This window comes from Variovorax sp. Soil_C_26, from assembly GCF_057657075.1.
Genome location: NZ_JBDGJC010000006.1, coordinates 112739 through 137466 on the forward strand (window position 1 = coordinate 112739; position 24728 = coordinate 137466).

The window sequence follows — 24728 nt, forward strand, 5'->3', positions numbered from 1 at the left end:
TTCTTCCTCTTCTCTTTTATCTCTTCGAATCCGCTGAAGGTGCCATTCTCCGCTGTCGCGAGGCGCCGTTTCGGCCATTCCGATGACATTCGCGTGTCAGCCCTTGAGCGTCTGCTCGAGCACGTGGAGCTGCTGGTTGAGCTCGGTGAGCTGCTGGCGCTCGCCCGAGATCTTGCGCACCGCGTGCAGCACCGTCGTGTGGTCGCGCCCGCCGAACAGCTCGCCGATTTCCGGCAGGCTTTTCTGGGTGAGCTCCTTGGCCAGGTACATCGCGATCTGCCGCGGCCGCGCGATGCTGGCCGGGCGCTTCTTGCTGTACATGTCGGCGACCTTGATCTTGTAGTAGTCGGCCACCGTCTTCTGGATGTTTTCGACCGAGATCTGCCGGTTCTGGATGGACAGCAAGTCGCGCAGCGCCTCGCGCGCCAGGGCGATCGAGATCTCCTTCTGGTTGAAGCGCGAGTACGCAAGGATCTTGCGCAGTGCGCCTTCGAGCTCGCGCACGTTCGAGCGCACGTTCTTGGCGACGAAGAAGGCCACTTCCTCGGGCATCTCGGCCGATTCGGCGCGCGCCTTGTTGATCAGGATCGCGACGCGCATCTCGAGTTCGGGCGGCTCGATGGCCACGGTCAGGCCCGAATCGAAACGCGAGACCAGCCGCTCGTGGATGTCGGCCAGGCCCTTCGGATAGGTGTCGCTGGTCATCACGATGTGCGACTTCTTGGCCAGCAGCGCCTCGAACGCGTTGAAGAATTCTTCCTGCGTGCGGTCCTTGTTGGCGAAGAACTGCACGTCGTCGATCAGCAGCAGGTCGAGCGAGTGGTAGCGTTCCTTGAACTCGTCGAAGGTCTTGCGCTGATAGGCCTTGACCACATCCGAGACGAACTGTTCGGCGTGGATGTAGAGAACTTTGGAATCGGGCCGGTCGGCCAGCAGCCGGTTGCCCACCGCATGCATCAGGTGGGTCTTGCCCAGCCCCACGCCGCCATAGATGAACAGCGGGTTGTACAGGTGACCCGGCATGCCGGCCACGTGCATGGCCGCGGCGCGCGCCATGCGGTTGGCTGTGCCCTCGACCAGCGTGTCGAAGGTCAGGCCCGAGTTGAGGCGGTTCTTGAAGCCGGCAGCGGCCGGCTCCTCGCCGGGGCCGGCCACGTCGCGGGGCACATCGGTTTCGGCCAGCACCGCGACCGGTACAGAGCGCACGGGCGCCTCACGCGGAGCAAGCGCTAACTCTACTGTGACAGGCTGGCCGTACATCTTCTCGGCCATGGCGGCGATCTTGCCGGCGTATTGGGCCCGGATCCAGTCGAGCTTGAAGCGGTTCGCCACAAACACCGTCATGCGCGAGAGATCGTCCGCGACCTGCGCCGTCAGGGGCTTGATCCAGGTGTTGAATTGCTGCTCGGACAGCTCTTGGGCGAGCTGGTCGACACAGGCCTGCCAGAGGCTTTCACCGATGCCGTCAGTCGACATGGGTGCTTGTAAAAGTAGTGTGTCCCTCGTCCATTTTTTGGTATATGTATTGTGGATATTCTCTGCTGCAAGCGGCCTGCATTCTAACTTGTCAAAACCTTATCCACACCCCTGGAAGGGCACATAAAGGCCCGCAATCCTGCTGGAAGTTTGGCGGCGCGCCGAATGTTTGCGATAATTTCGGGTTTCCCTGAAAACCTTGTTGCGTTCTTCGGGGAGCCTTCGAACCCGGTTCGATACAAGAGTCGAATAACGCTCCCAGCGCCCGCATGACTGCTGCGGCCTTCCAGGCCCGGCGGGGATACTGCGGATCTCGGGGGCACCAGCAGGAAATCTCATCATGAAACGCACTTACCAAGCTTCCAAAGTCCGCCGCGCCCGTACCCACGGCTTCCTGGTCCGCATGAAGACCCGCGGCGGCCGTGCCGTCATCAACGCACGCCGCGCCAAGGGCCGCAAGCGCCTGGCCGTCTGACGACAGCCGATCCCCTGCCGTTGCCAGCAGCCGAACCGCCCGCGCCAGCTCCCGCAGCCAGCGTTCCCGGCGCGTCCGGCCCGGCTTCCATGCAGCGGCTCAAGACCCGCGCGCAGTTCCAGGCCGTCCTCGCAGGTGCAACCGTGGCGCGCACCGCGCATTTCGCATTACATCGCTGCGCGCTCGACACCACGTCGAGCGCGCAGCCCTTGTTTGCGTCCGATGATGTCTGGCTCGGGGCCATGGTGCCCAAGCGCTGGGCGCGTCGCGCGGTCACGCGCAACGCGATCAAGCGGCAGATCTATGCCGTGAGCGCCACGCACGGCGGCGGCCTGCCGCATGCCGCCCATGTGGTGCGCCTGCGCGCAGCCTTCGATCGCAAGGAATTCGTGAGCGCCACCTCGGACCGGCTCAAGGCCGCCGTGCGTGCCGAGCTGCAGCAGTTGCTGGCGCGCGCCGCACGCCCCGCTCCGGCGCCATCGCGATGATGAAGCGCCTGCTGATCGCGCTCGTGAAGGGCTACCGCCTGCTGCTGAGCCCCTGGCTCGGCCAGTCGTGCCGCTTCGCGCCGACCTGCTCGGTCTATTCGATCGAGGCGCTCGAGGTCCACGGTGCCTGGAAAGGCAGCTACCTGACCCTGTACCGCATTGCGCGTTGCCAGCCCTGGTGCCAGGGCGGGCACGATCCGGTTCCACCGAAATCACAGCGTCGCACTGAGCGGTCAGGCTCGCTGTTTTCGTCTCTTCTCTCCTCCGACAAGAAGTCTTCGTCATGAACGATATACGCCGCACGATCCTGTGGGTGATCTTTGGTTTCTCGCTGGTGCTGCTGTGGGACCAGTGGCAGGTCTTCAACGGCAACAAGCCGACCTTCCTGCCTTCGACCAAGCCGGCCGCCGTGGCCGCCAACACCCCTGCCGACGCCGCACCCGGCGCCGGCAGCAGCGTGCCAGTTGCCGCCGCCCCCGCGGGCGCCGGTGCCGTGCCCACGCAGACCGCGCCGGCGGCGCCGCGCGAGCAGGTCAGCGTGACGACCGACCTGTTCAAGGCGGTGATCGACAGCGAGGGCGCGACGGTCAACCACCTCGAGCTGCTGCAGTACGAGGAAACGGAAGGCAGCAGCAAGCACGTCGTGCTGTTCGACAGCAGCTCGCCGGCCACGCGCTACGTGGCCCAGACCGGCCTTTTGAACCAGGCCGGGAGCGAGCGCTTCCCGAACCACCTGACGCCGATGACGTCGAAGGCCGGCCCGCGCGAGATGGCGCCTGGTCAGGACACGCTCGAGGTGAGCTTCGAAAGCGAGCCCGCCGGCGGCCTCAAGTACGTCAAGACCTATGTTTTTCGGCGCGGCGACTACGCGATTCGCGTGCGCCATGAGGTCGTCAACGTGAGCGACCAGCCGCGCGACGCGCAGCTCTACCTGCAGCTGCTGCGCCACGGCACCGTGGCCTCGAGCACGATGTTCGGCACCAACACTTTCACCGGTCCGGCAGCCTACACCGAAGAGAAGAAGTTCCATAAGCTCGACTTCGCGGACATCACGAAGAACAAGGTCGAGCCGCCGCCCGCCGCGAACGACGGATGGATCGCAATGGTCCAGCACTACTTCGTCTCGGCCTGGCTGCTCAAGGGCGACCCAGCCAGCGAACAGCTGCGGCGCGAATTCCGCGTCAAGGACCTGGGCAACAACCTCTACACCGTCGCGATGGTGGCCACGCTGCCGAAGATCGACCCGGGCCAGACCCAGGTCGTCAACACGGCGCTGTTCGCCGGCCCCGAGGAAGAGCAGAAGCTCGAGGCGATCGCGCCGGGCCTCGACCTCGTCAAGGACTACGGCATCTTCGCGATCATCTCCAAGCCGCTGTACTGGCTGCTGTACCAGCTGCACGGCATCCTGGGCAACTGGGGCTGGGCGATCGTGGCGCTGGTGGTGCTGCTGAAGGCGGCCTTCTACTGGCTCAATGCCAAGGCCTACGCGAGCATGGCCAAGATGAAGGCCGTCAACCCGAAGATCATGGAAATGCGCGAGCGGCTCAAGGACAAGCCGCAGGAGATGCAGCAGGAAATGATGCGGATCTACAAGACCGAGAAGGTCAACCCGATGGGTGGCTGCTTCCCGATCCTGATCCAGATCCCGGTGTTCATCGCGCTCTACTGGGTGCTGCTCTCGTCGGTCGAGATGCGCCATGCGCCCTGGATCGGCTGGATCACCGACCTGTCGGCGCCCGACCCCTGGTACATCCTGCCGATCGTGATGACGCTCACTTCGCTGTTCCAGACCTGGCTCAACCCGACGCCGCCCGATCCGATGCAGGCCAAGCTGATGTGGATCATGCCGCTCGCGTTCAGCGTGATGTTCATCTTCTTCCCGGCCGGCCTGGTGCTGTACTGGATCACGAACAACGTGCTGTCGATCGCGCAGCAGTGGTTCATCAACAAGCGCCTGGGCGTGCTCGGCAAGTAGCCGCACAGCGCCCCAGCCATCCCCGAAGGGCCGCGCAAGCGGCCCTTTTTTGCTGAAAGAATCCACCCATGCTCGCCCGCACCACCGATCCCATCGCCGCCATCGCCACCGCCCCGGGGCGCGGGGCGGTGGGCATCGTGCGCGTGTCGGGCGTACGGCTGGCGCCGCTGGTCGATGCGATCTGCGGCCGCCCGCTCAAGCCGCGCGAGGCGACCTACCTGCCGTTCCGCGATGCCGAGGGGGCGCCGATCGACCATGGGCTGGCCATCCACTTCCCGTCGCCGGCCTCCTTCACCGGCGAGGACGTGCTCGAGCTCCAGGCGCACGGCGGCGCGGTGGTGCTGCAGCTGCTGCTGGCGCGCTGCCTCGAGGCCGCGGCCGAACCCGATCCGGTCACTGGCCGCCCCCGCCTGCCCGGGCTGCGCGTGGCCGAGCCTGGCGAGTTCAGCCAGCGCGCCTTTCTCAACGGCAAGATCGATCTCGCGCAGGCCGAGGCCATTGCCGACCTGATCGACGCCAGCACCGAGGCGGCCGCGCGCAGCGCCGGGCGCTCGCTGTCGGGCGCCTTCTCGCGTGAGATCCATGTGCTGCGCGATGCGCTGATCCACCTGCGCATGCTGGTCGAGGCCACGCTCGACTTTCCCGAGGAAGAGATCGACTTTCTCCAGAAGGCCGATGCCGCCGGCCAGCTTGCCGCGCTGCAGGCGCAACTGGCGGCGGTGCAGCAGCGTGCGCGCCAGGGCGCGCTGCTGCGCGAGGGCATCAAGGTGGTGATCGCCGGCCAACCCAATGCGGGCAAGAGTTCGCTGCTCAACGCGCTGGCGGGCGCCGAACTCGCCATCGTGAGCGCGGTCGCCGGCACCACGCGCGACGTGGTGTCGCAGACCATCCAGATCCACGGCGTGCCGCTGCATGTGGCCGACACCGCGGGCCTGCGCGAGAGCAGCGACGAGGTCGAGCAGATCGGCGTGGCGCGTGCCTGGGGCCAGATCGAGAGCGCCGATGCGGTGCTCTTCCTGCACGACCTGACGCGCGCGGACCAGCCGGCGCACGCTGCCGCCGACGCCGACATCCTTCGCCTGCTGCAGCAGAAGCTGCCCGCCAGCGTGCCGGTGCTGCACGTCTGGAACAAGCAGGACGCCGCGTCCGCAGCGGCCCCGCCGGAAGGCCTCGCGCTGTCGGCCAAGACCGGCCTCGGCATCGAGGCGCTGCGCGAGCAGCTGCTGGCGCTGGCCGGCTGGCAGGCGGTGCCCGAAGGCACCTACCTCGCGCGCGCACGCCATGTGCAGGCTCTGGGCCGGGTCGAGGGCCATCTCGCACTGGCTGCCGACCACCTGGCGGCGCGGGCCCAGTCGCTCGACCTGCTCGCCGAGGAGCTGCGCCTGGCGCAGAACGCGCTCAACGAGATCACCGGCGAATTCGGCGCGGACGATCTGCTGGGCGTCATCTTTTCGCGCTTCTGCATCGGCAAATAGCGATCCGGGTCGCGAAAACCTCACGACATGTGATCGAAACCCGCGTCCTTCGCCGATACTCCGGCGCAAAGATCCGGGGGTTGAGGAACACATGTCCATCCAGAACCTGAGCCGCGCCATTGCGGACAACAACAGCAGCGACGCCTTTGCGCTCACGCTCAACGTGCAGCAGTGGGAAACGCTCGCAGGCTACCTGCAGCCGATCGACACCGCGGTCGGCGACATCCTGATCGAACAGGGCACGCACGACCGCTCGGTGTACTTCGTCGAGAGCGGCGCGATCAGCGTGCACCGCGTGAGCAGCAAGGAGCAGATGAAGCTCGCCGTTCTCATGTCAGGCGCGGTCGTCGGCGAGGGCTCGTTCTTCTCGCGCGAGCCCCATCCGGCCAACGTGGTGGTCACCGGTGCGGGGCGCGTCTGGCGCCTCACGGCGATCCGCTTCGCCGAGATGTCGAACCGCCAGCCGAACCTGGCGCTCGAGATCGCGATGGGGCTCGGTGCGGTGATCGCCAAGCGCATGGCGCACCGGTCCAAGCGCGTCGCGGTGACCTGAGCGGGTCGTCCCACCAAGGTTTTCGGCGCAAGCGGCTCAGCCCTTCTGCAGTCGCTCGATTGCCACCGCGAGCGCGGCGGGCTTGCCCGAGAGCACCAGGGTGTCGCCGTCCACCAGCACCGTGTCGCCGTTCACCGCCTGGGCGTGGCCCTGGCGCCGCAGGGTCGCGACGCGCACGCCGAGCGTGTCGAGCGCCAGGCGCGCGAGCGACTGGCCGACCGCGCGTGCGCCGGGGTTGAGCGTGAAGGTGTTGAGCCGCTCGTGGTCGATCTCGTCGGCGTTGTCGTCGTCGGCACCGTGGAAGTAGCCGCGCAGCAGGTTGTAGCGCGCATCGCGCAGGTCCTGCACCACGCGGATCACGCGCCGCATCGGCACGCCGACCAGCGCGAGCGCGTGGCTCGCGAGCATCAGCGAACCCTCGATGGCTTCGGGCACCACCTCGGTCGCGCCGGCGGCGCGCAGTTTCTCGAGATCGAGATCGTCCTGCGTGCGCACGATCACCGGCACCTGCGGCGCATGGGCGCGCGTGTTGGCCAGCACCTTCATTGCGCCTGGCACGTCGAGGTAGGTCACCACTACGGCGCTCGCGCGCGCCAGGCCCGCGGCCATCAGCGCCTGCAGCCGCGCGGCATCGCCGAACACCACGGAGTCGCCCGCGGCGGCGGCCTGGCGCACGCGGTCGGGGTCGAGATCGAGGGCCATGTAGGGAATGCCCTCACGCTCGAGGATGCGCGCGAGGTTCTGGCCGCAGCGCCCGTAGCCGCAGATGATCACGTGCTGCGCGGTGTTGATGGTCTTGCGCGCGATCGTGGTCATCTGCAGCGACTGCTGCAGCCAGTCGCTCGCCACCAGCTTGCGCACGATGGCGTTGGTGTACATCACGATGAACGGCGTCGCGAGCATCGAGAGCACCATCGAGGCCAGCACCGGATGCGCAAGCCATTCGGGCAGCAGCGCGCGGTCCTGGGCCAGCGTCAGCAGCACGAAGCCGAATTCGCCCGCCTGCGCGAGGTAGAGGCCGGTGCGCAGCGACACCCCGGCCGTTGCCCCGAGCACCCGTGCCAGCAGCGTCACGAGCGCCAGCTTGAATGCCAGCGGCAGCACCAGCAGCACCGCCACCAGGGCCCAGCGCTCGACCACGATGTGCCAGTCGAGCGACATGCCCACCGTGATGAAGAAAAGCCCCAGCAGCACGTCGTGGAACGGGCGGATGTCGGTCTCGACCTGGTGCTTGTATTCGGTCTCCGACACCAGCATGCCCGCGATGAAGGCGCCGAGCGCCAGGCTCAAGCCCGCCAGTTCGGTCAGCCATGCAAGCCCGAGCGTCATCAGCAGCACGTTCAGGATGAAGAGCTCTTCGCTGCGCCGGCGCGCCACCAGCGTGAGCCACCAGCGCATGACGCGCGGCCCGCCATAGAGCAGCACGCCGATCAGCAGCACCGCCTTGACCAGCGCGTAGCCGAGGGCCGTGGCCAGCGTCTCGGGCGGCGCCCCCAGCGCCGGAATCATCACCAGCAACGGCACCACCGCCAAATCCTGGAACAGCAGCACGCCCATGACGCGCCGCCCGTGCTCGCTTTCGAGCTCGAGCCGCTCGGCCATCAGCTTGACCACGATCGCCGTGCTGCTCATGGTCAGCGCGCCCGACAGCGCCAGCGCGGTCTGCCAGCCGAGCTGCCAGGCCGCCGGGAGCCAGGAGGCGATCAGCAGCGCCCCGGCCGTGGCGAGCGCCATCGTCAGCAGCACCTGCAGCAGGCCCAGCCCGAACACATGCTTTCGCATCGCGCGCAGCTTGGGCAGGCTAAACTCCAGCCCGATCACGAACATCAGGAACACCACGCCGAACTCGCCGAGATGGCGGATGCCTTCGGAGTTCTGTGCCAATGCGAACGCATGCGGCCCGATCAGCACGCCGGCCGACAGATAGCCGAGCATCGGCGGCAGCTTGAGCGAGCGGCACGCCACCACGCCGATCACTGCGGCGAGCAGGTACAACAGCGTGAGGTCGAACGAAGACATGGCTGGATGCTAGTCGAAGGGACTACAGCAATGTCCGTGCCCTGCGCCGCCCCGTAAAATCCGGCGATGAGTTCCGCTCCCCTGCCCCCCGCGGTCAACGCCGATGCCGTGCTCGCGCGGGCGCGCGCCACCTTCGACATCGAATCCGAGGCCGTGAGCGGCCTCAAGTCGCGCGTGGGCCCGAGCTTCGTCGAGGCGGTGCAGAAGATCCTCGAGGTGCGCGGGCGCGTGGTCGTCATGGGCATGGGCAAGAGCGGCCATGTCGGGCGCAAGATCGCCGCCACGCTCGCCTCCACCGGCACACCGGCGATGTTCGTGCATCCAGCCGAGGCCAGCCACGGCGATCTCGGCATGATCAAGCCGGTCGACTTGGTGCTGGCCATTTCCAATAGCGGCGAGGTCGACGAACTCACCGTGATCCTGCCGGTGGTCAAGCGTCAGGGCGTGCCGCTGATCGCCATCACGGGCCGCCTCGAATCCACCCTTGCGCGCCATGCCGACATCGCGATCGACGCGGGCGTGGCGAAGGAAGCCTGTCCGCTTAACCTGGCGCCGACGGCAAGCACCACGGCCCAGATGGCCATGGGCGATGCGCTGGCCGTGGCCCTGCTCGACGCGCGCGGTTTCGGCTCCGAGGACTTCGCGCGCTCGCATCCGGGCGGCGCGCTCGGCCGCAAGCTGCTCACCCACGTGAGCGATGTCATGCGCTCGGGCGACGATGTGCCGCGCGTGCCGCCCACGGCCACCCTCAGCGACCTGATGCGCGAGATGAGCGCCAAGGGACTGGGCGCGACGGCGGTGGTCGATGCGGAGGGCCGTGCCATCGGCATCTTCACCGACGGCGACCTGCGCCGCCAGGTCGAAACCGGCGGCGACCTGCGCGGCCTCACCGCGGCCGACGTGATGCACCCCGGCCCGCGTACGCTGCGTGCCGATGCCCTGGCGGCCGAAGCCGCCGAACTGATGGAAGAGCACCGCATCACCAGCGTGCTCATCGTCGACCCGGCGGGGCTCCTGATCGGCGCGCTCAGCATCAACGACCTGATGCGCGCGAAGGTCATCTGATGCCGATCGACTTCCAGGCCGAGACCTTGCTCGCCGCGCAGGACGTGCGCATCGCGTTCTTCGACATCGACGGGGTGCTGACCGACGGCGGCGTCTATTTCACCGAGCATGGCGAAACCCTCAAGCGCTTCAGCATCCTCGACGGCTACGGCCTCAAGCTGCTGCGCCTGGCCGGCATCACGCCTGCAGTCATCACCGGGCGCGACTCCAAGCCGCTGCGCGTGCGGCTCGAGGCGCTCGGCATCGAGCACGTGCGCTACGGCACCGAAGACAAGCTGCCGGCGGCCGAGGCCATGCTCGCGCAACTGGGCTTCAGCTGGGCGCAGGCCGCAGCCATCGGCGACGACTGGCCCGACCTGCCAGTGCTCGCGCGTGTCGGCTTCGCGGCGGCTCCGGCCAACGCGCACGCCGAGGTCCGCGCCACCGCGAACTACGTCACCCGCGCCCGCGGCGGCGAGGGCGCGGCGCGCGAATTCTGCGATCTGCTGCTGACCGCCTGCGGCCAATACCGGCGCCTGCTCGACGCCGCGCGGGGTCCGGCGCCATGAAGCGTGGCTGGGACCTGCTGCGCGACGGGCTCGATCGCGCCACCATCTACCTGCCGATCATCCTGACCGCGGCGGTCGCGCTCGGCACCTACTGGCTGGTGCGCAACGCGCCCAAGCTGCTCGAGCCCACCGTGAAGGTCGCGCCCACGCACGAGCCCGATTACTTCATGCGCGGCTTCGTGATCAAGAACTACCTGCCCAACGGCGACCTGCGCAGCGAACTCCACGGCAAGGAAGGCCGGCACTACCCCGACACCGACACCATAGAGGTCGACGAGCTGCGCATGCGCTCGGTGTCGCCGCAGGGCTTCACCACGCGCGCCACCGCGAACCGCGGGCTGTCGAACTCCGACGCCAGCGAGATCCAGTTGTTCGGCAATGCCATCGTCATCCGCGACCCGGCCCTGCAGCCCAACGGCAAGACCACGCCGCGGCTCGAGTTCCGTGGCGAGTTCCTGCATGTGTACCTCGACACCGAACGGGTCACCTCGAACAAGCCCGTCACGCTGATCCGCGGTACCGACCAGTTCACCGCCGACAACCTCAATTACGACAACCTGAGCGGGGTCGCCAACCTGACCGGCCGCGTGCGCGGCGTCCTCGTGCCCTCGGCGGCCGCCGGCAAGGCGCGCTGAACGAGGCCGGGCACCGAAGAAGGCAACCATGGGCACCGCCGCACCACCGCTTGTCTTCATCACCGGCGCTTCGAGCGGCATCGGCCAGGCCCTGGCCGCCTGCTTCTACGACGCGGGCTACCGGTTGGCCCTGGTGGCCCGGCGTACAGCCGAGATCGAGGCCTGGGCCGCCACGCGCCAGCTCGATGCGTCGCGCTGGCGCATTTACGGCGCCGACGTGGCGCAGACCGACAGCATCGTTGCCGCGGGCGAGGCCTGCATCGCCGAGCAAGGCCTGCCCGACGTGGTGATCGCCAATGCCGGCATCAGCGTGGGCGTCGACACCGCCGAGCGCGACGACATCGAGGTGATGGCGCGCACTTTCGCCACCAACAACGTCGGCCTGATGGCCACCTTCCATCCGTTCGTCGCCGCCATGCGCCAGCGCGGCAGCGGGCGGCTCGTCGGCATCGCGAGCGTGGCGGCCATCCGAGGTCTGCCGGGCCACGGCGCCTATTGCGCCAGCAAGGCCGGCGTGGTCGCGTACTGCGAAAGCCTGCGCGGCGAATTGCACAAGAGCGGCGTCAGGGTCGTGACGATCTGCCCGGGTTATATCGACACGCCGCTGACGCGCGGCAACCGCTATGGCATGCCCTTCCTCATGCAGCCCGAGGACTTTGCGGCGCAGGCGCTGCGCATCATCGAGGCCGGCAGCAGTTACCGCGTGATCCCCTGGCAGATGGGCGTCGTCGCCAAGCTCATGCGCATGGTGCCGAACGCGCTGTTCGACCGCGCGGTGCAAGGGCGCGGCCGCAAGAAGCGCAGCGGCGAGCGCTGAACGCCCTGTCGCCGGATAACGAAAAAGGCTCCCGAAGGAGCCTTTTCTTTGCGTGTCCGTGCGCGTGCAGGACTCAGTAGCCGCCGTTGCCGCCACCGCCATAGCCGCCACCACCGCCCGAGCGGCCGCCGCCGCGGGGGCCGGCACCGTAGGGGCTGCGGAAACCGCCGTCGCCACCACCACCGCCGCCGCCACTGCGGCCACCGCCGCCGTAGCCCCCGCCACCACCGGAGCGGCCGCCGCCACCACCGCCGCCGCCGTAGCCGCCACCACCACCGTTGCCACCGCCGCCGCCATAGCCACCACCGCCGCCGCCGTAACCACCACCGCCGCCACCGTAACCGCCGCTGCGCGGGGGACGCGCTTCCATCGGGCGCGCTTCATTGACAACGATGCTGCGGCCACCGAGCGGCTGGCCGTTCATGCCATTGATGGCCGCCTGCGCTTCCGCGTCGCTGCCCATTTCGACGAAGCCGAAGCCCTTGGAGCGGCCCGTGTCGCGCTCCATCATGACCTTGGCGCTGGCCACCGAGCCGAATTGTCCGAAAGCCTGTTCGAGATCACCGTCGCGCACCGAGTAAGGCAGGTTGCCGACATACAGTTTGTTGCCCATCCAGGGACTCCTATAAACACATGGCAGGAAAAGCGACGGAGTCCCGAAAGCATGACTCAAACGAGAGCTGTCGAGTCGCGCGAAACTGACCGATCACCGAACTGCCTCCTCGCAAATTGAAGAGGGAGGCTCGTGCATTATGGGTGAAATATGTGAAATGCAAGCAGGAATTTGCTGCCGCCTGTAGTGCCTTCAAAATTTAGAAAAAGTTAGCGCACGCTTTCGGCTGAGGGAGGGCGACCGGCCGCAGCAGGTAGAATCTGCCGCGTCATTGGGGAGTAGCCGCCTTCCATTTGCGAGAAGGGCCCGCGTCAACAGACTTGTCCTGCCCCACACGGGACATGGCGCGTGCAGTGAACACACCTGGCGAGACCTTTGACCGTGCAACTTCGGGAATTTGGCCGAAGGTGTTGCACGGTCAATTGCGTCCTTCGGCCCAAGGAACCCTTTTTCTCATGGAAGCTTTTCTCGTTGCAACCGGCGTGGTCGCGCTCGCCGAAATGGGCGACAAGACCCAGTTGCTGGCCCTTCTGCTCGCGGCGCGTTTCAGAAAGCCCTGGCCGATCGTGCTCGGCATCCTTGTCGCCACGGTCGTCAACCATGCGCTGGCCGGTGCCGTCGGCAACTACATCACGCGCTGGGTCGGCCCCGAGATGCTGCGCTGGATCCTCGGCGGGTCGTTCGTCGCGATGGCGGCATGGATGCTCATTCCCGACAAGCTCGACGACGACGAGGCACCCGCTACCTCCCACTACGGCGTTTTCGGCACCACGCTGGTCGCCTTCTTCCTCGCCGAGATGGGCGACAAGACGCAGATCGCAACGGTGATGCTGGCGGCCCGTTTCACCGAGGCGTACCTCTGGGTGGTCGTGGGCACCACGCTCGGCATGATGCTGGCCAACGCGCCCGTGGTGTGGCTCGGCGAGCGGATCGTGCGCCGGGTGCCGATCAAACTCGTGCACGGCATCTCCGCGGCAATTTTCCTCGTGCTCGGCATCGCCATGATCGCCGGCTGGCCCTGAACGAGCGGCGCCGCGCACCGTTGCGCGGCTATACTTTGTCTTGCGCCGATTTGCTTCAGCTTGCGGGCGCTTTATAAATTCAGCTAAAGACAGTCAGTTGGCGAACAACCCGGCTCGTTTTTGGCGAGGCCGGGTTTTTTCATTCATGTCGTCAACTCCTTTGGTTGTCTCCGCGCAGTCGATGCAGTTCGCGGGCCCGCTGGCCCTGCGCAGCGGTGCCTCGCTCGCGGACTACACGCTGGCCTACGAAACCTACGGCACGCTGAATGCCGAGCGAAGCAACGCGGTGCTGGTGTGCCATGCGCTCAATGCCTCGCACCACGTGGCCGGCACCTATGCAGGCCAGGACCGCTCCGAGGGCTGGTGGGACAACATGGTCGGGCCGGGCAAGCCGGTCGACACCGACCGCTTCTTCGTGATTGGTGTGAACAACCTCGGCTCCTGCTTCGGATCGACCGGGCCGATGCACGTCAATCCGGCCACCGGGCGCGTGTACGGCGCCGACTTTCCCGTCGTCACGGTCGAGGACTGGGTCGACGCCCAGGCCGTGATGCTCGATGCGCTCGGCATCCGCACGCTCGCGGCCGTCATGGGCGGCAGCCTCGGCGGAATGCAGGCGCTCTCGTGGACGCTGCAGTACCCCGAGCGCGTGCGCCATGCGGTGGTGGTGGCCAGCGCGCCCAACCTCACGGCCGAGAACATCGCCTTCAACGAAGTGGCGCGCCGCGCCATCGTCACCGACCCTGATTTCCACGGCGGGCATTTCTACCAACACGGCGTGGTGCCCAAGCGCGGCCTGCGCATCGCCCGCATGATCGGCCACATCACCTACCTCAGCGACGACGTCATGAACGCGAAGTTCGGCCGCATCCTGCGCAGCGCCGTCGAGGGCGAGGCCGAGGGGCTCGACTACCGCTATTCGACGCAGGAGGTCGAGTTCCAGATCGAGAGCTACCTGCGCTACCAGGGCGACAAGTTCAGCGAGTACTTCGATGCCAACACCTACCTGCTGATCACGCGCGCGCTCGACTACTTCGACCCCGCGCGCGCGCATGGCGGCGACCTCAGCGAAGCGCTGGCGCGCGCCACGGCCAAGTTCCTGCTCGTGAGCTTCAAGACCGACTGGCGTTTTTCGCCGGCGCGCAGCCGCGAGCTCGTGAAGGCGCTGCTCGACAATCGCCGCAACGTGAGCTACGCCGAGATCGACGCACCGCATGGGCACGATGCGTTCCTGCTCGACGACGTGCGCTACATGGGCGTGGTGCGCTCCTATTTCGAGCGCGTGGCGCACGAGATCGAGGCCGAAGCGAGCACGGAGGTGGTGCAGTGAGCGACATCGAAACCCAGCGCGTCATCGCGGCGCTCGTGCCCGAGGGCGCGCGCGTGCTCGACCTCGGCTGCGGCGACGGCGCCCTGCTCGACCTGCTGCAGCGCGAGCGCGGCTGCAGCGGCTACGGCGTCGAGATCGCCGACGGCAACGTGCTGAAGTGCATCCGGCGCGGCGTCGACGTGATCCAGTTGAACCTCGACGAGGGCCTCGCGATGTTCGACGACGCTTCGTTCGACGTGGTGCTGCAGATCGACACGCTGCAGCACCTGCGCAATGCCGAAGTGATGCTGCGCGAGACCGCGCGCGTCGGCCGCATCGGCATCGTGGCTTTTCCGAATTTCGCGCACTGGCCGAACCGGATCAGCATCGCGCGCGGGCGCATGCCGGTCACCCGGCGCCTGCCCTACCAGTGGTACGACACGCCCAACATCCGCGTTGGCACCTTCAAGGACTTCGAAGTGCTTGCGCAGAAGAACCAGCTTCGCGTGCTCGACGCTTTCGGCCTGCAGGACGGCCGCTCGGTGCGCTGGCTGCCCAATGCCCGCGCGGGCACGGCCGTGTTCAAGTTCGAGCGGGGCGGTTGAACGCGCTCGGCGGAACGTGAGCTTCACGCTGGCGCAACCGGTCCACAGCGAACTGGTCATCCGCAAGAGCCGCTTCATCGGCTGCGTGCAGTCCGTGCCCGACCGCGCGGCCGCGCAGGCCATCGTGGCCGCGCTGCGCACCGAGCACCCTGCGGCCGCGCATGTGTGCTGGGCCTTGATGGCGGGCGGCCAGTCGGCTGCGAACGACGACGGGGAACCGGGCGGCACGGCGGGCAGGCCGATGCTCGAGGTGCTGCGCCACCAGCAGATCGAAGGCGCACTCGCAACGGTCGTGCGCTACTTCGGCGGCGTGAAGCTCGGTGCCGGCGGCCTGGTGCGGGCCTATACCGACGCCGTGGCGCAGGCGCTGCTCGGCGCTCCGCTCGTGCCGTTGGTGCGCCAGCGCAGCCTGCAATGCGCCGTGCCTTATGCGCTCGAAGGCCTGGTGCGGCGCGAACTCGCCGCAGCGGGGGCGGTGCTCGACGGCATCACGCACGGGGATGTGGTGCGCTTCGACTTCAGGCTGCCGGAGTCGGATGCCGAGGCCTTCATCGCACGCCTCGGCGATGCTGCGCAAGGGCGCGTCGCCTGGCAGCCGGTGTGAGCCGGCGCGGCGGCGGTGCGGGCGGCGTGGGCGGTGGCGTCATCGCGAGGATGCCGCGGCCTGCGAGCGGCACGTCGTCGTCGTCGCCGGGTCCGCGGCGCGCCATCTCGGCCGTGACGATGCCCGTCGGTACCGCCAGCACACCCCAGCCGAGCAGCATCATGACCGACGCGATCGCGCGGCCGAGGTCGGTCTTCGGCACCAGGTCGCCGAAGCCGACCGTGGCCATGGTCGAGATGGCCCAGTAGATCGCCACCGGAATGCTCGTGAAGCCGTGGACCGGCCCTTCGACGACATACATCAGCGTGCCCATCACCAGCACCACCAGCATCACGAAGCCCACGAACACCGTGATCTTGCGCCGGCTCGCCGCCACGGCAGACACCAGCGCGCGGTATTCCACCGAGTAGCGCGAGAGCTTGAAGATCCGGAACACGCGCAAGAGCCGCAGCACGCGTACGTCGATCAGGTAGGCGAGCTCGGGTGCGAAGGCCACCAGGTAAGTCGGCAGCAGCGCGAGCAGGTCGATCACGCCGTAGAAGCTCAACGCGTAGCGCAGCGGCCTGTTCACGCAGGCGAGGCGCGCGATGTACTCGAGCGTGAACAACGCGGTGAACGTCCATTCGAGCGCGCTGAACAGCGGGCGCCACTGCTCGCGAATCGACTGCACGCTGTCGAGGATCACCACCAGCACGCTGGCCACGATCACCGCGATCAGTGCCAGGTCGAACGCGAGCCCCGCTCGCGTGTCGGCCTCGAAGATCACGGTGAACATGTCGCGCCGCCAGCCGCTCGCCGGCTTGTCGAAGCGCGCGTCGGTGGTCGACGAGACGGCGAAGGTCCGGGCAGCGGGAGCGGAATTCGGTCGGGTCATCTGGATGAAGCTGGCGAGGTCGCGGGATGACTGCGATTGTGGCAATGTGCACGCAGCCGCGATTTATTCAGTTACGTTTATTGCGCAATTAAGTGTCGTGCGCGCCAATGGCGTTCTTACGATAGACCCTTTGTTGAGGAGCTCCCCATTGGCTACACAGTCCCCCTTTTTCGGCAAGCGTGATCGTGACACCGATTCGTTGACCTCCCGTCCCGCGCCGCTGGTGGGCTCGGGCACCAATCTGTCGGGTTCGCCCGTCAATCCGTCGTCGCTCGCCGGCCAGCAGGGCGGCCTCGGCGCCACCGCGGCGGCACCCGCTGCCAAGGAAGGCGGCAGCAAGCTCACCGTCGGCCCGAACATCAAGCTCAAGGGCGTTGAGATCACCGATTGCGACACGCTCGTCGTCGAGGGTCTGGTCGAAGCCACGATGGATTCGCGCCTGATGCAGATCGCCGAACAGGGCGAGTTCAAGGGCTCGGCCGAGATCGACATCGCCGAGATCCGCGGCATCTTCGACGGCAACCTCACGGTGCGCGAAAAGCTCGTGATCCACGCGACCGGCAAGGTTACCGGCAAGGTCCGCTACGGCAAGATCGTGATCGAGGAAGGCGGCCAGATTTCCGGCGAGATCAGCTTCGGCGCCAAGGCTTCGCAAGCCTAAGGGCGCGCCGCGCCTGCTACGCGGCGGGCGGGGTCCATCCGAGGCGCTCGAGCAGGGCGCCGGCCGCGGCTGGTGCCTTTTCCTTGGCGCCATTGATGAAATAGACGAACACCTCGCGCTTCTTCGGCGACGCGGTCCATGCCTGCGCGCGCTCGGCCCAGGCGTCGAGCGCCTTTGGCGCATAGCCGGTCTTCTGGCTCGCATCGGCCATCATGAGCCGCGCATAGGCGACGTCGCCTTCGGGTTCCTCGAACGAGGGGAACTTGTCCGCGTCGGTGAACACCGTCGACACCTTGTATTTCTTCGCGAGCGCCTTGTAGGCCGGCGTGATGAAGCTCTCGTGGCGCACGTCCATTACATGGCGCAGCGTGCGGCTGCCCTCCTTCTTCGGCAGCAGCGCAAGGAAGGCCTCGAAGTCTTCGGCATCGAACTGCTTCGTCGGCATGAACTGCCACACGATCGGGCCGAGCTTGTCGCCGAGTTCGCCCACGCCGCTGTCGATGAAACGCGCGATCGACTCGCCCGCGGTGGCGAGCACCTTGCGGTTGGTCGTGAAACGCGACGCCTTCATCGAGAACACGAAATCGTCGGGCGCCTCGCCATGCCATTTGCGGAAGGTCTCGGGCTTGAAGGTGCTGTAGTAGGTGCCGTTGACCTCGATGGCGCTCACCTTGCGGCTCGCATAGCCGAGCTCCTTGGCATGGGCGAGTCCCTTGGGATAGAAGTTGTCGCGCCAGGGCTCGTAGGTCCAGCCGCCGATGCCCACTCTGATGTCCGTCGTCCGCGTCGATGTTGCCTTGGTCACGTTGCGCTCCGGGTTGGGAACGCCGCACTCTACGCGGGGTTGGCGCGAGGCGCAAAATGCGCTTTTGCCTTCCTGCGGAGAACCCCGATGAACGCCCCCCTGCACCGCGAAATGCCCGCCGGCACGCTCGACGCCCAGCGCGCTCTGTCCGACGTCACCACCCAATGGGATGGCGACATCCTCCGGCAGCTCACCGACTACATCGCCATTCCAGCCAAGTCGCCGGGCTTCGACAAGGATTGGTCGGCCAACGGGCACCTCGAGACCGTGCTGCGCAATGCGGCGGCCTGGGTCGAGGCGCAGAAGGTCGAAGGCCTGAAGCTCGAGATCGTGCGCCTCGAGGGCCGCACGCCGGTCTTATTCTTCGAAGTGCCGGCCACCGGCACCGACATGACCGGGACGGTGCTGATGTACGGCCATCTCGACAAGCAGCCCGAGTTCACCGGCTGGCGCAACGACCTCGGCCCCTGGACGCCCAAGTACGAGAACGGCCTGCTCTACGGCCGCGGCGGCGCCGACGACGGCTATGCGGTCTACGCGAGCATCGCGGCGCTGAAGGCGCTCAAGAACCAGGGCGCAGCGCATCCGCGCATCGTGGGCCTGATCGAGACCTGCGAGGAAAGCGGCTCGTACGACCTGCTGCCCTACGTCGACGCGCTGCGTGCGCGGCTCGGCGAGGTCGAGCTCGTGATCTGCCTCGATTCGGGCGCCGGCAACTACGACCAGCTGTGGCTCACGACCTCGCTGCGCGGCATGGCCAGCGGCACGCTCAAGGTCGAGGTGCTGACCGAAGGCATCCATTCGGGCGACGCCTCGGGCCTGGTGCCCTCCAGCTTTCGCATCATGCGGCAGGTGCTCGACCGGCTCGAGGACAGCAAGACCGGCCGCCTGCTGCCCGCGAGCTTCCACTGCGAAGTGCCGCCCGACCGCCTCGACCAGGCCAGGGCCACGGCCGCGATCCTCGGCGAAGAGCTCTACAAGCGATTTCCGTGGGCGCATTACGACTGCGGCGGCTCGACCATGTTCGCGCTGCCGACCACCACCGACCCGGTAGAGGCGCTGCTCAACCGCACCTGGAAGCCCACGCTGTCGGTGACCGGCGCCGAAGGTTTTCCGGCACTGAAGGATGCGGGCAATGTGCTGCGTCCCTACACCGCCTTCAAGCTGTCGCTGCGCCTGCCGCCGCTCGTCGATGCGGCCCAGGCGGTGCAGGAGCTCAAGACCTTGCTCGAGGACAACGCCCCCTACCAGGCCCGCGTCACCTTCGAAAGCGGCGGCGGCGCCACCGGCTGGAACGCGCCCACGATCACGCCATGGTTCGAGGACGCGCTCAACAAGGCCTCGAACGCGCATTTCGGTGCCTCCTGCGGCTACATCGGCCAGGGCGGCACGATCCCGCTGATGAACATGCTGAGCGCCGGTTTCCCGACCGCCCAGATGATGGTCTGCGGCGTGCTCGGGCCCAAGAGCAATGCGCATGGCCCGAACGAGTTCCTGCATGTGCCCTATGCCAAGAAGCTCACCGCCGCCGTGGCGGAGGTGATCGCGGCGCTGCCGGCGGCCCACCGCGCCGCGGCCGCCGCGTAGGGTCGGTCAGGCCTTCGCGGCTGCCGCTTCTGCCGCGGCGCGCCGGTTGCGCTGCGCGAGCCACAGCAGCGCAGCGCCCGTGATTGCCACCGGCACCAGCGAACCGTAGTTCAGCAGCTGCCAGCCCTGCGTGGTCACCAGCACGCCCGAGGCGAACGAGGTCACGGCGAGCGTGCCGAAGATGCAGAAGTTGAGCGCACCCTGCGCCCGGTCGCGCTCTTCGGCGGTGTAGGCCGTGAGCGAGAGCGTCGTGCTGCCGGTGAAGAGGAAGTTCCAGCCCACGCCCAGCAGGAACAGCGCCACCAGGAAGTGATGCAGGTCCACGCCCGAGAGTGCGACGGCGATGCAGGCCAGGTTGAGCGCCAATCCCACGCCCATGATGGACAGCGCGCCGAAGCGGCGGATCAGGTGGCCGGTGAAGAAACCGGGCGCGAACATGCCGATCACGTGCCACTCGAGCACCAGCGCCGCGTCCGAAAACGGCAGGCTGCAGACCTGCATCGCGATCGGGGTCGCGGCCATCAGCAGGTTCATCACACCGTAGCCCAGCGCGCCCCCCGCTGCGGCGACGATGAACACCGGCTGCCGCATGATCTCGGCCAGCGGCCGCCCGCTCCCGCGCGCGCCCTCGCGGCGCGGCGGTGCCGGCGGAAACTCGATGAAGCGCATGAACAGCATCGACAGCAGCGCCACCGCAGCAAGCGCCACGTAAGCGCCCGCGAACGGCACCGTCAACGCCTCGCGCGTGGCGGTGGCCAGGTTGGGACCGAGCACCGCGCCGATCAAGCCGCCCGCCATCACCAGCGAGACCGCTTTCTCGCGCCATTCAGGGCCCGCGAGCTCGGCCGCCGCAAAGCGATAGAGGCTCGCATTGGCGCTGTAGTAGCCGGCCACCACCGTGGCGAAGCACAGCAGCCAGAAGTTGTGGGTGACCGCCGCAAAGGCGCACAGCAGCGCCGAGCCGAACGCCACCGCGAGGCCGATCTGGAACGACCCGCGGCGACCGAAGCGCCGCTGGGTGCGCGCCACCACGCCGGTGGCGAGCGCGCCGCCCACCACGTAGCCCATCACCGGCAGCGTCGCCATCCAGCCCACCGGCGCGATGCTCAGGCCGACCAGGCCATTGATCGCGATGAAGGTGACGTTGTTGGTCAGGAACAGGCCCTGGCAGATGGCAAGCAGCCAGAGATTGCGGTTCATGGCGGTACGGCAAGAAAAAGCGCCCCGGAGGGCGCGGGATCCACGGCGTGCAAGGCGGGGCTCACCCCTGCCTGTTCTGCAGCAGGCCGCCGAGCGTTCCGAGCAGGTCGTTCGGGTTGTCCACGCCTTGCTCCGGCAGCTTGCCGTTGGGCGTGAGCTGATCGATGAGCACCGGCAGCATGGTGGCCAGCATCGGCAGCAGCGATTGCGCGTTGATGCCGAGCTTGGCCGCGATGTTGGCGATGGTGTCGCTGCCGAGCGCGTCCTGCAGCTGGCCGCCGGAGACCGGCTGGTTCTCTCCCTTGCCGATCCACGAGCCGACCACATCGCCCATGCCGGCCTGCTCGAACTTCGAGACCAGCCCGCCGAGCCCGCCCTGGCCGCCGCTGTTGGAAAGCAGGCTGCCGAGCACGCCCGCGAGCCCGCCGAGTTCTCCCATGCCTGCGCCTGGCGACGACGGCTGCTGCTGAGAGGCGGCGCCGCCGAGCACTTGACCGAGTACCGAATCGAGCATTCCCATGGCCATTCCTTAAGAGAGTGAGAGGACCTGACGGAGCTTACTTGGTGCGCGCCGGCCGCTTGGGCAGCAGCGCAGGGCTCACGTTCTGGACGCCGACCAGGCCGAGCACCGTCACGAGCGAATTCTGCGCGCCCTTCCATGCATCTGTCACGTCGATCGATTCGCTCAGCGCGTGGAAGCCCGCGGCCTTGCCGCCGCCGCCGATGATGATGGCCGGGATGCCGTACGACATCGGCACGTTGGCGTCGGTGCTGCCGCCGCGCAGCAGCGTCTTGTGGCCGAAGGCGCTGTTCGAGCGCGTGGCCGCCTCGACGATCACCGAGTCGGCCGGCGTGCGCCCGCCGGGCCGGTCGCCGATCAGCTTGTTGCTGGCGCTCAGCGTACCGACGCTCCAGCGCTTGTTCTCCTCGGCCACGGCTTCGTCGATGGCGGCGAGGATCTTCTTCTCGGTCTCGAGCAGCGAGGCCATGTCGTCCGAGCGGATGTCGATCGCCATGCGCGCGTCGGGCGCGATGGTGTTGACCGAAGTGCCGCCGCCCACCGTGCCGACGGTGAAGGTGGTCTTCGGGAAGCTCGGCGTGCGCACCTCGGCGATCTTGGCGATCGCGCGGCCCATGCCGTGGATCGCGCTCGGCACCTGGCCGAAGGCCGCGAAGCTGTGCCCGCCCGGCCCCTTGAACGTGACTTCGTAGCGGTGGCTCGCGGTGCCGAGGATCAGCACGTTGCCGTCGGGCGAGGGCTCGAGCCCGACCATGCCGTCGATGTCCAGGTGGTCGCGGAAGATCGCCTTCATGCCGCGCAGGTTGCCGAGCTCTTCCTCGCCGACGTTGCCGACGAACAGCAGGTCGCCCACGGTCTGGACCTTCTGCTCGTTGAGCACCTTGAGCCACGACAGCAGCACCGCGAGGCCGCGCGTGTCGTCCGCGATGCCGGGCGCGTGGAGCTTGCCGTCGCGCTCCTTCACCTTCACGTCGGTGCCGGCGGGAAACACGGTGTCGAGGTGGGCCGACACCAGCAGCTTCGGGCCGTTACCCGTTCCCTTGCGCAAGCCCACCACGTTGCCTTCGGCGTCGATGCGCGCATCTGCGAGGCCGAGCGCCTTCATGCGCGCGAGAAAGGCCTCGGCACGCTTCTGCTCCTTGAACGGCGGCGCTTCGATCTCGGTCAGCATCTTCAGGTCGTCAACCGAGCGCTCGTGGTCGGCCTTGACCGCCTCGAGCAGCTTCTGCACCGTGGGCGCCGCCATCAGCTGGCTGAAGGCCTTCTCCACCTCGGGCGACACCTGGACCGGCGTGGGCGCCACGGCATTGTTCTGGGCCTGCGCGCCCTGCACCGCGCAGAACATCGCGAGGACCAGCGGGGCGAGCGGAGCAAGGCGGCGAAGGGTGCGTGGCGAGCGAAGCATGGCGTGAAGGTCCTTGTCGTGTCGTGGTGAATATCGGTGAAGAAGCAAGGCGGCCCGCGGTGGCGCTACGGCCCGGCGAGCGAGACCAGCGCGGCGAGCGCCGCGGTCTCCGCGCGCAGCACGCGCGCGCCGAGCGTGACCGGCGTGAAGCCGCAGGCCAGCGCCTCCTGTTCCTCGGTGCTGCTCAAGCCGCCTTCGGGGCCGCTCAGGACCCGCACCGCGCGGTCGGCCGGCAAGGATGCGGCGGCCTCGCCGAGGCGCCGCGTGCCATCGGCAAGGCTCAGCACCAGGCGCAGTGCGGCGTCGTTCGTGCCGGCGCCGGCCGCGGCCCAGTCGGCGACCTTCGAGAAGGCCCGCACCGGATGAATTAGCGGCACGCGGTTGCGCCCGCACTGCTCGCAAGCCGCGATCGCGATGGCTTCCCAGTGCGCCCGCTTCTTCTCGGCGCGCTCGCCCGAAAGGCGCAGCACGCCGTGCGCCGTGGCCAGCGGCTGGATGCTCGCCACGCCGAGTTCGGTGGCCTTCTCGACCAGCCAATCCATGCGCTCATTGGCCGGCATGCCGACCGCCAGGTGCACCGGGCGCGGGGCTTCGCGTTCGATCGGGGTGTGGCCGCCGACCACGACCGAGACCTCGCTGCGTCCCATGCGCTCGACCGTCGCCTGGTATTCGCCGCCCGCGCCGTCGAACAGCGTGATCGCGTCGCCCGGCTGCAGCCGCAGCACTTGCACATGGCGCGCCGCGCCCGGCGGCAGTGCGAGCGTGGTGCCGGCGGCCAGGGGGACGGCGCAGTGGAAACGGGGCACCCGTTCTAGACCCGGCCGTAGGCAAAGCCGACCAGCGGCGAGCTGCCTTCGATCTCGTCGATCACGCGCAGCAGTGGCGTGAGCTCCATGTAGCGGCTGGCGGTGGAGCGGATGTAGCCGATGAAGCGCGGCGTGTCGGCCAGGTAGCGCGGCTTGCCGTCGCGCAGCGTGAGGCGCGCGAAGATGCCGGCCACCTTGAGGTGGCGCTGCAGCCCCATCCACTCGACCGCGCGGTAGAAGGCGCCGAAGTCCGCGTCGACCGGCAGCCCGGCCTTGCGCGCGGCCTCCCAGTAGCGCACGGTGACGTCGAGCACGAATTCCTCGTCCCAGCTCAGGAAGGCATCGCGCAGCAGGCTCGCGATGTCGTAGCTGATCGGGCCGTAGACCGCGTCCTGGAAGTCGAGCACGCCGAGGCCGGGGCCGGCCGAGCCGCCGCCGGGCCGCCCCAAGGCGGCGAGCGCCCCCTCGGGGGGCAGCGAGGACACGCCAGTGCCGAGCGTGGGGGCCACATCCATCATGAGGTTGCGCGGCATGAAGTCGCGGTGCACGTAGACGCTCGGCGACGCGAGATTGCTCTCGACGATCAGCCTGAAGCTGCGCTCCAGCCGTTCCTTGAGCTTGCCCTCGACGGCGATGCCGCGATGCCGCCCGATGTACCACTCGGGGAACAGCGCCAGCTCGCGCTCGAGCAGCGCCCGGTCATAGAGGGGCAGCACGCCGGGCCTGGAGGCCAGCTGCCAGCGGATCAGCGCGTCGATGGCCTGGCCATAGAGCGGGCGGCTCGCCTCGGGGCGGGCCGGGTCGATCACGTCGAGCATGGTCTGGCGGCCGAGGTCGTCGAGCAACAGGAAGCCGTTGGCCCGGTCCCATTCGAGCACCTGCGGCGCCTTCACGCCGGCCTCGGCCATCAGGCGCGCGACCTGCACGAAGGGCTCGCTGTTCTCCTTGTCGGGCGGAGCGTCCATGACGATGCGCGTGCCCGCGGCGCCGCTGGCATCGACACGGAAATAGCGCCGGAAGCTCGCATCGGCCGAGGCGAGGCGCACGCTGCCGGGCAGCAGGCCGTGCGCGCCGGCGATGCCCGCCAGCCATGCGTCGAAGGCCGCGGCGCGTCCGGGATCGGCCCAGGTCACGGGAATGGCAGGGGCGGCGGGCTTGGCGGCCGGGAGCGAAGGTGCTGTCATGGATAAT

Annotated in this window: 26 protein-coding genes and 1 riboswitch; of the genes, 16 read left to right on the top strand and 10 right to left on the bottom strand. The window is 67.9% G+C overall.

The features are described from left to right. Positions 1-96: 96 nt before the first annotated feature. On the bottom strand, positions 97-1476 hold the full coding sequence (gene dnaA, locus AC3A6G_RS18300) for a chromosomal replication initiator protein DnaA (RefSeq protein WP_487860756.1): 1380 nt from the start codon (positions 1474-1476) through the stop codon (positions 97-99). Between the two features lie 340 nt (positions 1477-1816). Here dnaA and rpmH point away from each other — a divergent pair, with 340 nt between their 5' ends. The 6 genes from rpmH (at position 1817) to AC3A6G_RS18330 (ending at position 6442) form a co-directional block, all read left to right on the top strand. Beyond that, complete coding sequence (rpmH, locus tag AC3A6G_RS18305) at positions 1817-1951, top strand: 50S ribosomal protein L34 (protein WP_007834827.1); 135 nt, start codon at positions 1817-1819, stop codon at positions 1949-1951. Positions 1952-2040: 89 nt separating this feature from the next. Then, positions 2041-2439, top strand: coding sequence for a ribonuclease P protein component (locus tag AC3A6G_RS18310; protein ID WP_487860757.1), 399 nt, complete (start codon positions 2041-2043; stop codon positions 2437-2439). Next, positions 2439-2726, top strand: a complete 288-nt coding sequence (yidD, locus tag AC3A6G_RS18315; RefSeq protein WP_487860758.1) for a membrane protein insertion efficiency factor YidD — start codon at positions 2439-2441, stop codon at positions 2724-2726. The genes AC3A6G_RS18310 and yidD overlap by 1 nt, the downstream gene beginning before the upstream one ends. After that, positions 2723-4414 (top strand): membrane protein insertase YidC, encoded by a 1692-nt coding sequence (yidC, locus tag AC3A6G_RS18320; protein WP_487874264.1) that lies wholly within the window; start codon positions 2723-2725, stop codon positions 4412-4414. Before yidD ends, yidC begins: the two co-directional genes overlap by 4 nt. 68 nt (positions 4415-4482) lie before the next feature. Continuing rightward, positions 4483-5889: a tRNA uridine-5-carboxymethylaminomethyl(34) synthesis GTPase MnmE gene (gene mnmE, locus AC3A6G_RS18325; RefSeq protein WP_487874265.1), complete on the top strand. Its 1407-nt coding sequence runs from the start codon at positions 4483-4485 to the stop codon at positions 5887-5889. Positions 5890-5980: 91 nt separating this feature from the next. After that, on the top strand, positions 5981-6442 hold the full coding sequence (locus AC3A6G_RS18330) for a Crp/Fnr family transcriptional regulator (protein WP_487860761.1): 462 nt from the start codon (positions 5981-5983) through the stop codon (positions 6440-6442). 36 nt (positions 6443-6478) lie between these two features. Here AC3A6G_RS18330 and AC3A6G_RS18335 read toward each other — a convergent pair whose 3' ends face one another. Continuing rightward, on the bottom strand, positions 6479-8461 hold the full coding sequence (locus tag AC3A6G_RS18335; protein WP_487860762.1) for a monovalent cation:proton antiporter-2 (CPA2) family protein: 1983 nt from the start codon (positions 8459-8461) through the stop codon (positions 6479-6481). 66 nt (positions 8462-8527) lie between these two features. On the opposite strand from AC3A6G_RS18335, the gene AC3A6G_RS18340 reads away from it, so the two are divergent. The 4 genes from AC3A6G_RS18340 to AC3A6G_RS18355 are packed head-to-tail and all read left to right on the top strand — an operon-like array spanning position 8528 to position 11526. Then, on the top strand, positions 8528-9526 hold the full coding sequence (locus AC3A6G_RS18340; protein ID WP_487860763.1) for a KpsF/GutQ family sugar-phosphate isomerase: 999 nt from the start codon (positions 8528-8530) through the stop codon (positions 9524-9526). After that, the gene (locus AC3A6G_RS18345; RefSeq protein WP_487864490.1) at positions 9526-10074 is read left to right on the top strand and encodes a KdsC family phosphatase; all 549 of its coding nucleotides are present in this window, start codon (positions 9526-9528) and stop codon (positions 10072-10074) included. Before AC3A6G_RS18340 ends, AC3A6G_RS18345 begins: the two co-directional genes overlap by 1 nt. Further along, the gene (gene lptC / locus AC3A6G_RS18350; protein ID WP_487864491.1) at positions 10071-10709 is read left to right on the top strand and encodes an LPS export ABC transporter periplasmic protein LptC; all 639 of its coding nucleotides are present in this window, start codon (positions 10071-10073) and stop codon (positions 10707-10709) included. The genes AC3A6G_RS18345 and lptC overlap by 4 nt, the downstream gene beginning before the upstream one ends. 28 nt (positions 10710-10737) lie before the next feature. After that, a complete protein-coding gene (locus AC3A6G_RS18355; RefSeq protein ID WP_487874266.1) occupies positions 10738-11526 on the top strand; it encodes an SDR family oxidoreductase in 789 nt (262 codons plus the stop codon). A 73-nt stretch (positions 11527-11599) separates the two neighbouring features. On the opposite strand, the gene rbp is transcribed toward AC3A6G_RS18355, so the two are convergent. Next, positions 11600-12139, bottom strand: a complete 540-nt coding sequence (gene rbp, locus AC3A6G_RS18360) for an RNA-binding regulator (protein ID WP_487874267.1) — start codon at positions 12137-12139, stop codon at positions 11600-11602. 259 nt (positions 12140-12398) lie between these two features. Continuing rightward, positions 12399-12588, top strand: a riboswitch (yybP-ykoY riboswitch). 6 nt (positions 12589-12594) lie between these two features. On the opposite strand from rbp, the gene AC3A6G_RS18365 reads away from it, so the two are divergent. The 4 genes from AC3A6G_RS18365 (at position 12595) to AC3A6G_RS18380 (ending at position 15679) form a co-directional block, all read left to right on the top strand. Further along, positions 12595-13161, top strand: a complete 567-nt coding sequence (locus tag AC3A6G_RS18365; protein ID WP_487864494.1) for a TMEM165/GDT1 family protein — start codon at positions 12595-12597, stop codon at positions 13159-13161. Between the two features lie 145 nt (positions 13162-13306). Next, positions 13307-14491 carry a homoserine O-succinyltransferase MetX gene (gene metX / locus AC3A6G_RS18370; protein ID WP_487860769.1) on the top strand — a complete coding sequence of 395 codons (1185 nt, stop codon included), beginning with the start codon at positions 13307-13309 and terminating at the stop codon, positions 14489-14491. Then, positions 14488-15075, top strand: coding sequence for a methionine biosynthesis protein MetW (gene metW, locus AC3A6G_RS18375; protein ID WP_487860770.1), 588 nt, complete (start codon positions 14488-14490; stop codon positions 15073-15075). The genes metX and metW overlap by 4 nt, the downstream gene beginning before the upstream one ends. A 16-nt stretch (positions 15076-15091) precedes the next feature. Further along, positions 15092-15679: an IMPACT family protein gene (locus AC3A6G_RS18380; protein ID WP_487874268.1), complete on the top strand. Its 588-nt coding sequence runs from the start codon at positions 15092-15094 to the stop codon at positions 15677-15679. On the opposite strand, the gene AC3A6G_RS18385 is transcribed toward AC3A6G_RS18380, so the two are convergent. Beyond that, entirely contained in the window at positions 15624-16553 is a 930-nt protein-coding gene (locus AC3A6G_RS18385; protein ID WP_487860772.1) for an ion transporter, read from the bottom strand. The genes AC3A6G_RS18380 and AC3A6G_RS18385 overlap by 56 nt on opposite strands. 148 nt (positions 16554-16701) lie before the next feature. Between AC3A6G_RS18385 and AC3A6G_RS18390 the strand changes: the two genes are divergently transcribed. Then, complete coding sequence (locus AC3A6G_RS18390) at positions 16702-17214, top strand: bactofilin family protein (RefSeq protein ID WP_487860773.1); 513 nt, start codon at positions 16702-16704, stop codon at positions 17212-17214. Between the two features lie 16 nt (positions 17215-17230). On the opposite strand, the gene AC3A6G_RS18395 is transcribed toward AC3A6G_RS18390, so the two are convergent. After that, the gene (locus tag AC3A6G_RS18395) at positions 17231-18019 is read right to left on the bottom strand and encodes a DUF72 domain-containing protein (RefSeq protein ID WP_487864498.1); all 789 of its coding nucleotides are present in this window, start codon (positions 18017-18019) and stop codon (positions 17231-17233) included. Positions 18020-18106: 87 nt separating this feature from the next. Here AC3A6G_RS18395 and AC3A6G_RS18400 point away from each other — a divergent pair, with 87 nt between their 5' ends. Further along, positions 18107-19606, top strand: coding sequence for a M20 family metallopeptidase (locus AC3A6G_RS18400; RefSeq protein WP_487860775.1), 1500 nt, complete (start codon positions 18107-18109; stop codon positions 19604-19606). Between the two features lie 6 nt (positions 19607-19612). Here AC3A6G_RS18400 and AC3A6G_RS18405 read toward each other — a convergent pair whose 3' ends face one another. From AC3A6G_RS18405 to AC3A6G_RS18425, 5 genes are all read right to left on the bottom strand, one after another. Beyond that, positions 19613-20806, bottom strand: coding sequence for an MFS transporter (locus AC3A6G_RS18405; protein WP_487860776.1), 1194 nt, complete (start codon positions 20804-20806; stop codon positions 19613-19615). 61 nt (positions 20807-20867) lie between these two features. Beyond that, positions 20868-21326, bottom strand: a complete 459-nt coding sequence (locus tag AC3A6G_RS18410; RefSeq protein WP_487860777.1) for a YidB family protein — start codon at positions 21324-21326, stop codon at positions 20868-20870. A gap of 37 nt (positions 21327-21363) precedes the next feature. Next, positions 21364-22731, bottom strand: coding sequence for a M20/M25/M40 family metallo-hydrolase (locus AC3A6G_RS18415; protein WP_487874269.1), 1368 nt, complete (start codon positions 22729-22731; stop codon positions 21364-21366). A gap of 65 nt (positions 22732-22796) precedes the next feature. Then, a complete protein-coding gene (locus AC3A6G_RS18420; RefSeq protein ID WP_487874270.1) occupies positions 22797-23537 on the bottom strand; it encodes a 16S rRNA (uracil(1498)-N(3))-methyltransferase in 741 nt (246 codons plus the stop codon). 5 nt (positions 23538-23542) lie between these two features. After that, a complete protein-coding gene (locus AC3A6G_RS18425) occupies positions 23543-24721 on the bottom strand; it encodes an aminoglycoside phosphotransferase family protein (RefSeq protein WP_487874271.1) in 1179 nt (392 codons plus the stop codon). Positions 24722-24728: the final 7 nt, after the last annotated feature.

What these genes read in the sequence shown, in the direction of transcription:
- dnaA (WP_487860756.1), bottom strand. Translation starts at nt 1,476, where the DNA reads ATGTCGACTGACGGCATCGGTGAAAGCCTCTGGCAGGCCTGTGTCGAC.
- rpmH (WP_007834827.1), top strand. Translation starts at nt 1,817, where the DNA reads ATGAAACGCACTTACCAAGCTTCCAAAGTCCGCCGCGCCCGTACCCAC.
- AC3A6G_RS18310 (WP_487860757.1), top strand. Translation starts at nt 2,041, where the DNA reads ATGCAGCGGCTCAAGACCCGCGCGCAGTTCCAGGCCGTCCTCGCAGGT.
- yidD (WP_487860758.1), top strand. Translation starts at nt 2,439, where the DNA reads ATGAAGCGCCTGCTGATCGCGCTCGTGAAGGGCTACCGCCTGCTGCTG.
- yidC (WP_487874264.1), top strand. Translation starts at nt 2,723, where the DNA reads ATGAACGATATACGCCGCACGATCCTGTGGGTGATCTTTGGTTTCTCG.
- mnmE (WP_487874265.1), top strand. Translation starts at nt 4,483, where the DNA reads ATGCTCGCCCGCACCACCGATCCCATCGCCGCCATCGCCACCGCCCCG.
- AC3A6G_RS18330 (WP_487860761.1), top strand. Translation starts at nt 5,981, where the DNA reads ATGTCCATCCAGAACCTGAGCCGCGCCATTGCGGACAACAACAGCAGC.
- AC3A6G_RS18335 (WP_487860762.1), bottom strand. Translation starts at nt 8,461, where the DNA reads ATGTCTTCGTTCGACCTCACGCTGTTGTACCTGCTCGCCGCAGTGATC.
- AC3A6G_RS18340 (WP_487860763.1), top strand. Translation starts at nt 8,528, where the DNA reads ATGAGTTCCGCTCCCCTGCCCCCCGCGGTCAACGCCGATGCCGTGCTC.
- AC3A6G_RS18345 (WP_487864490.1), top strand. Translation starts at nt 9,526, where the DNA reads ATGCCGATCGACTTCCAGGCCGAGACCTTGCTCGCCGCGCAGGACGTG.
- lptC (WP_487864491.1), top strand. Translation starts at nt 10,071, where the DNA reads ATGAAGCGTGGCTGGGACCTGCTGCGCGACGGGCTCGATCGCGCCACC.
- AC3A6G_RS18355 (WP_487874266.1), top strand. Translation starts at nt 10,738, where the DNA reads ATGGGCACCGCCGCACCACCGCTTGTCTTCATCACCGGCGCTTCGAGC.
- rbp (WP_487874267.1), bottom strand. Translation starts at nt 12,139, where the DNA reads ATGGGCAACAAACTGTATGTCGGCAACCTGCCTTACTCGGTGCGCGAC.
- AC3A6G_RS18365 (WP_487864494.1), top strand. Translation starts at nt 12,595, where the DNA reads ATGGAAGCTTTTCTCGTTGCAACCGGCGTGGTCGCGCTCGCCGAAATG.
- metX (WP_487860769.1), top strand. Translation starts at nt 13,307, where the DNA reads ATGTCGTCAACTCCTTTGGTTGTCTCCGCGCAGTCGATGCAGTTCGCG.
- AC3A6G_RS18385 (WP_487860772.1), bottom strand. Translation starts at nt 16,553, where the DNA reads ATGACCCGACCGAATTCCGCTCCCGCTGCCCGGACCTTCGCCGTCTCG.
- AC3A6G_RS18400 (WP_487860775.1), top strand. Translation starts at nt 18,107, where the DNA reads ATGAACGCCCCCCTGCACCGCGAAATGCCCGCCGGCACGCTCGACGCC.
- AC3A6G_RS18405 (WP_487860776.1), bottom strand. Translation starts at nt 20,806, where the DNA reads ATGAACCGCAATCTCTGGCTGCTTGCCATCTGCCAGGGCCTGTTCCTG.
- AC3A6G_RS18410 (WP_487860777.1), bottom strand. Translation starts at nt 21,326, where the DNA reads ATGGGAATGCTCGATTCGGTACTCGGTCAAGTGCTCGGCGGCGCCGCC.
- AC3A6G_RS18415 (WP_487874269.1), bottom strand. Translation starts at nt 22,731, where the DNA reads ATGCTTCGCTCGCCACGCACCCTTCGCCGCCTTGCTCCGCTCGCCCCG.
- AC3A6G_RS18425 (WP_487874271.1), bottom strand. Translation starts at nt 24,721, where the DNA reads ATGACAGCACCTTCGCTCCCGGCCGCCAAGCCCGCCGCCCCTGCCATT.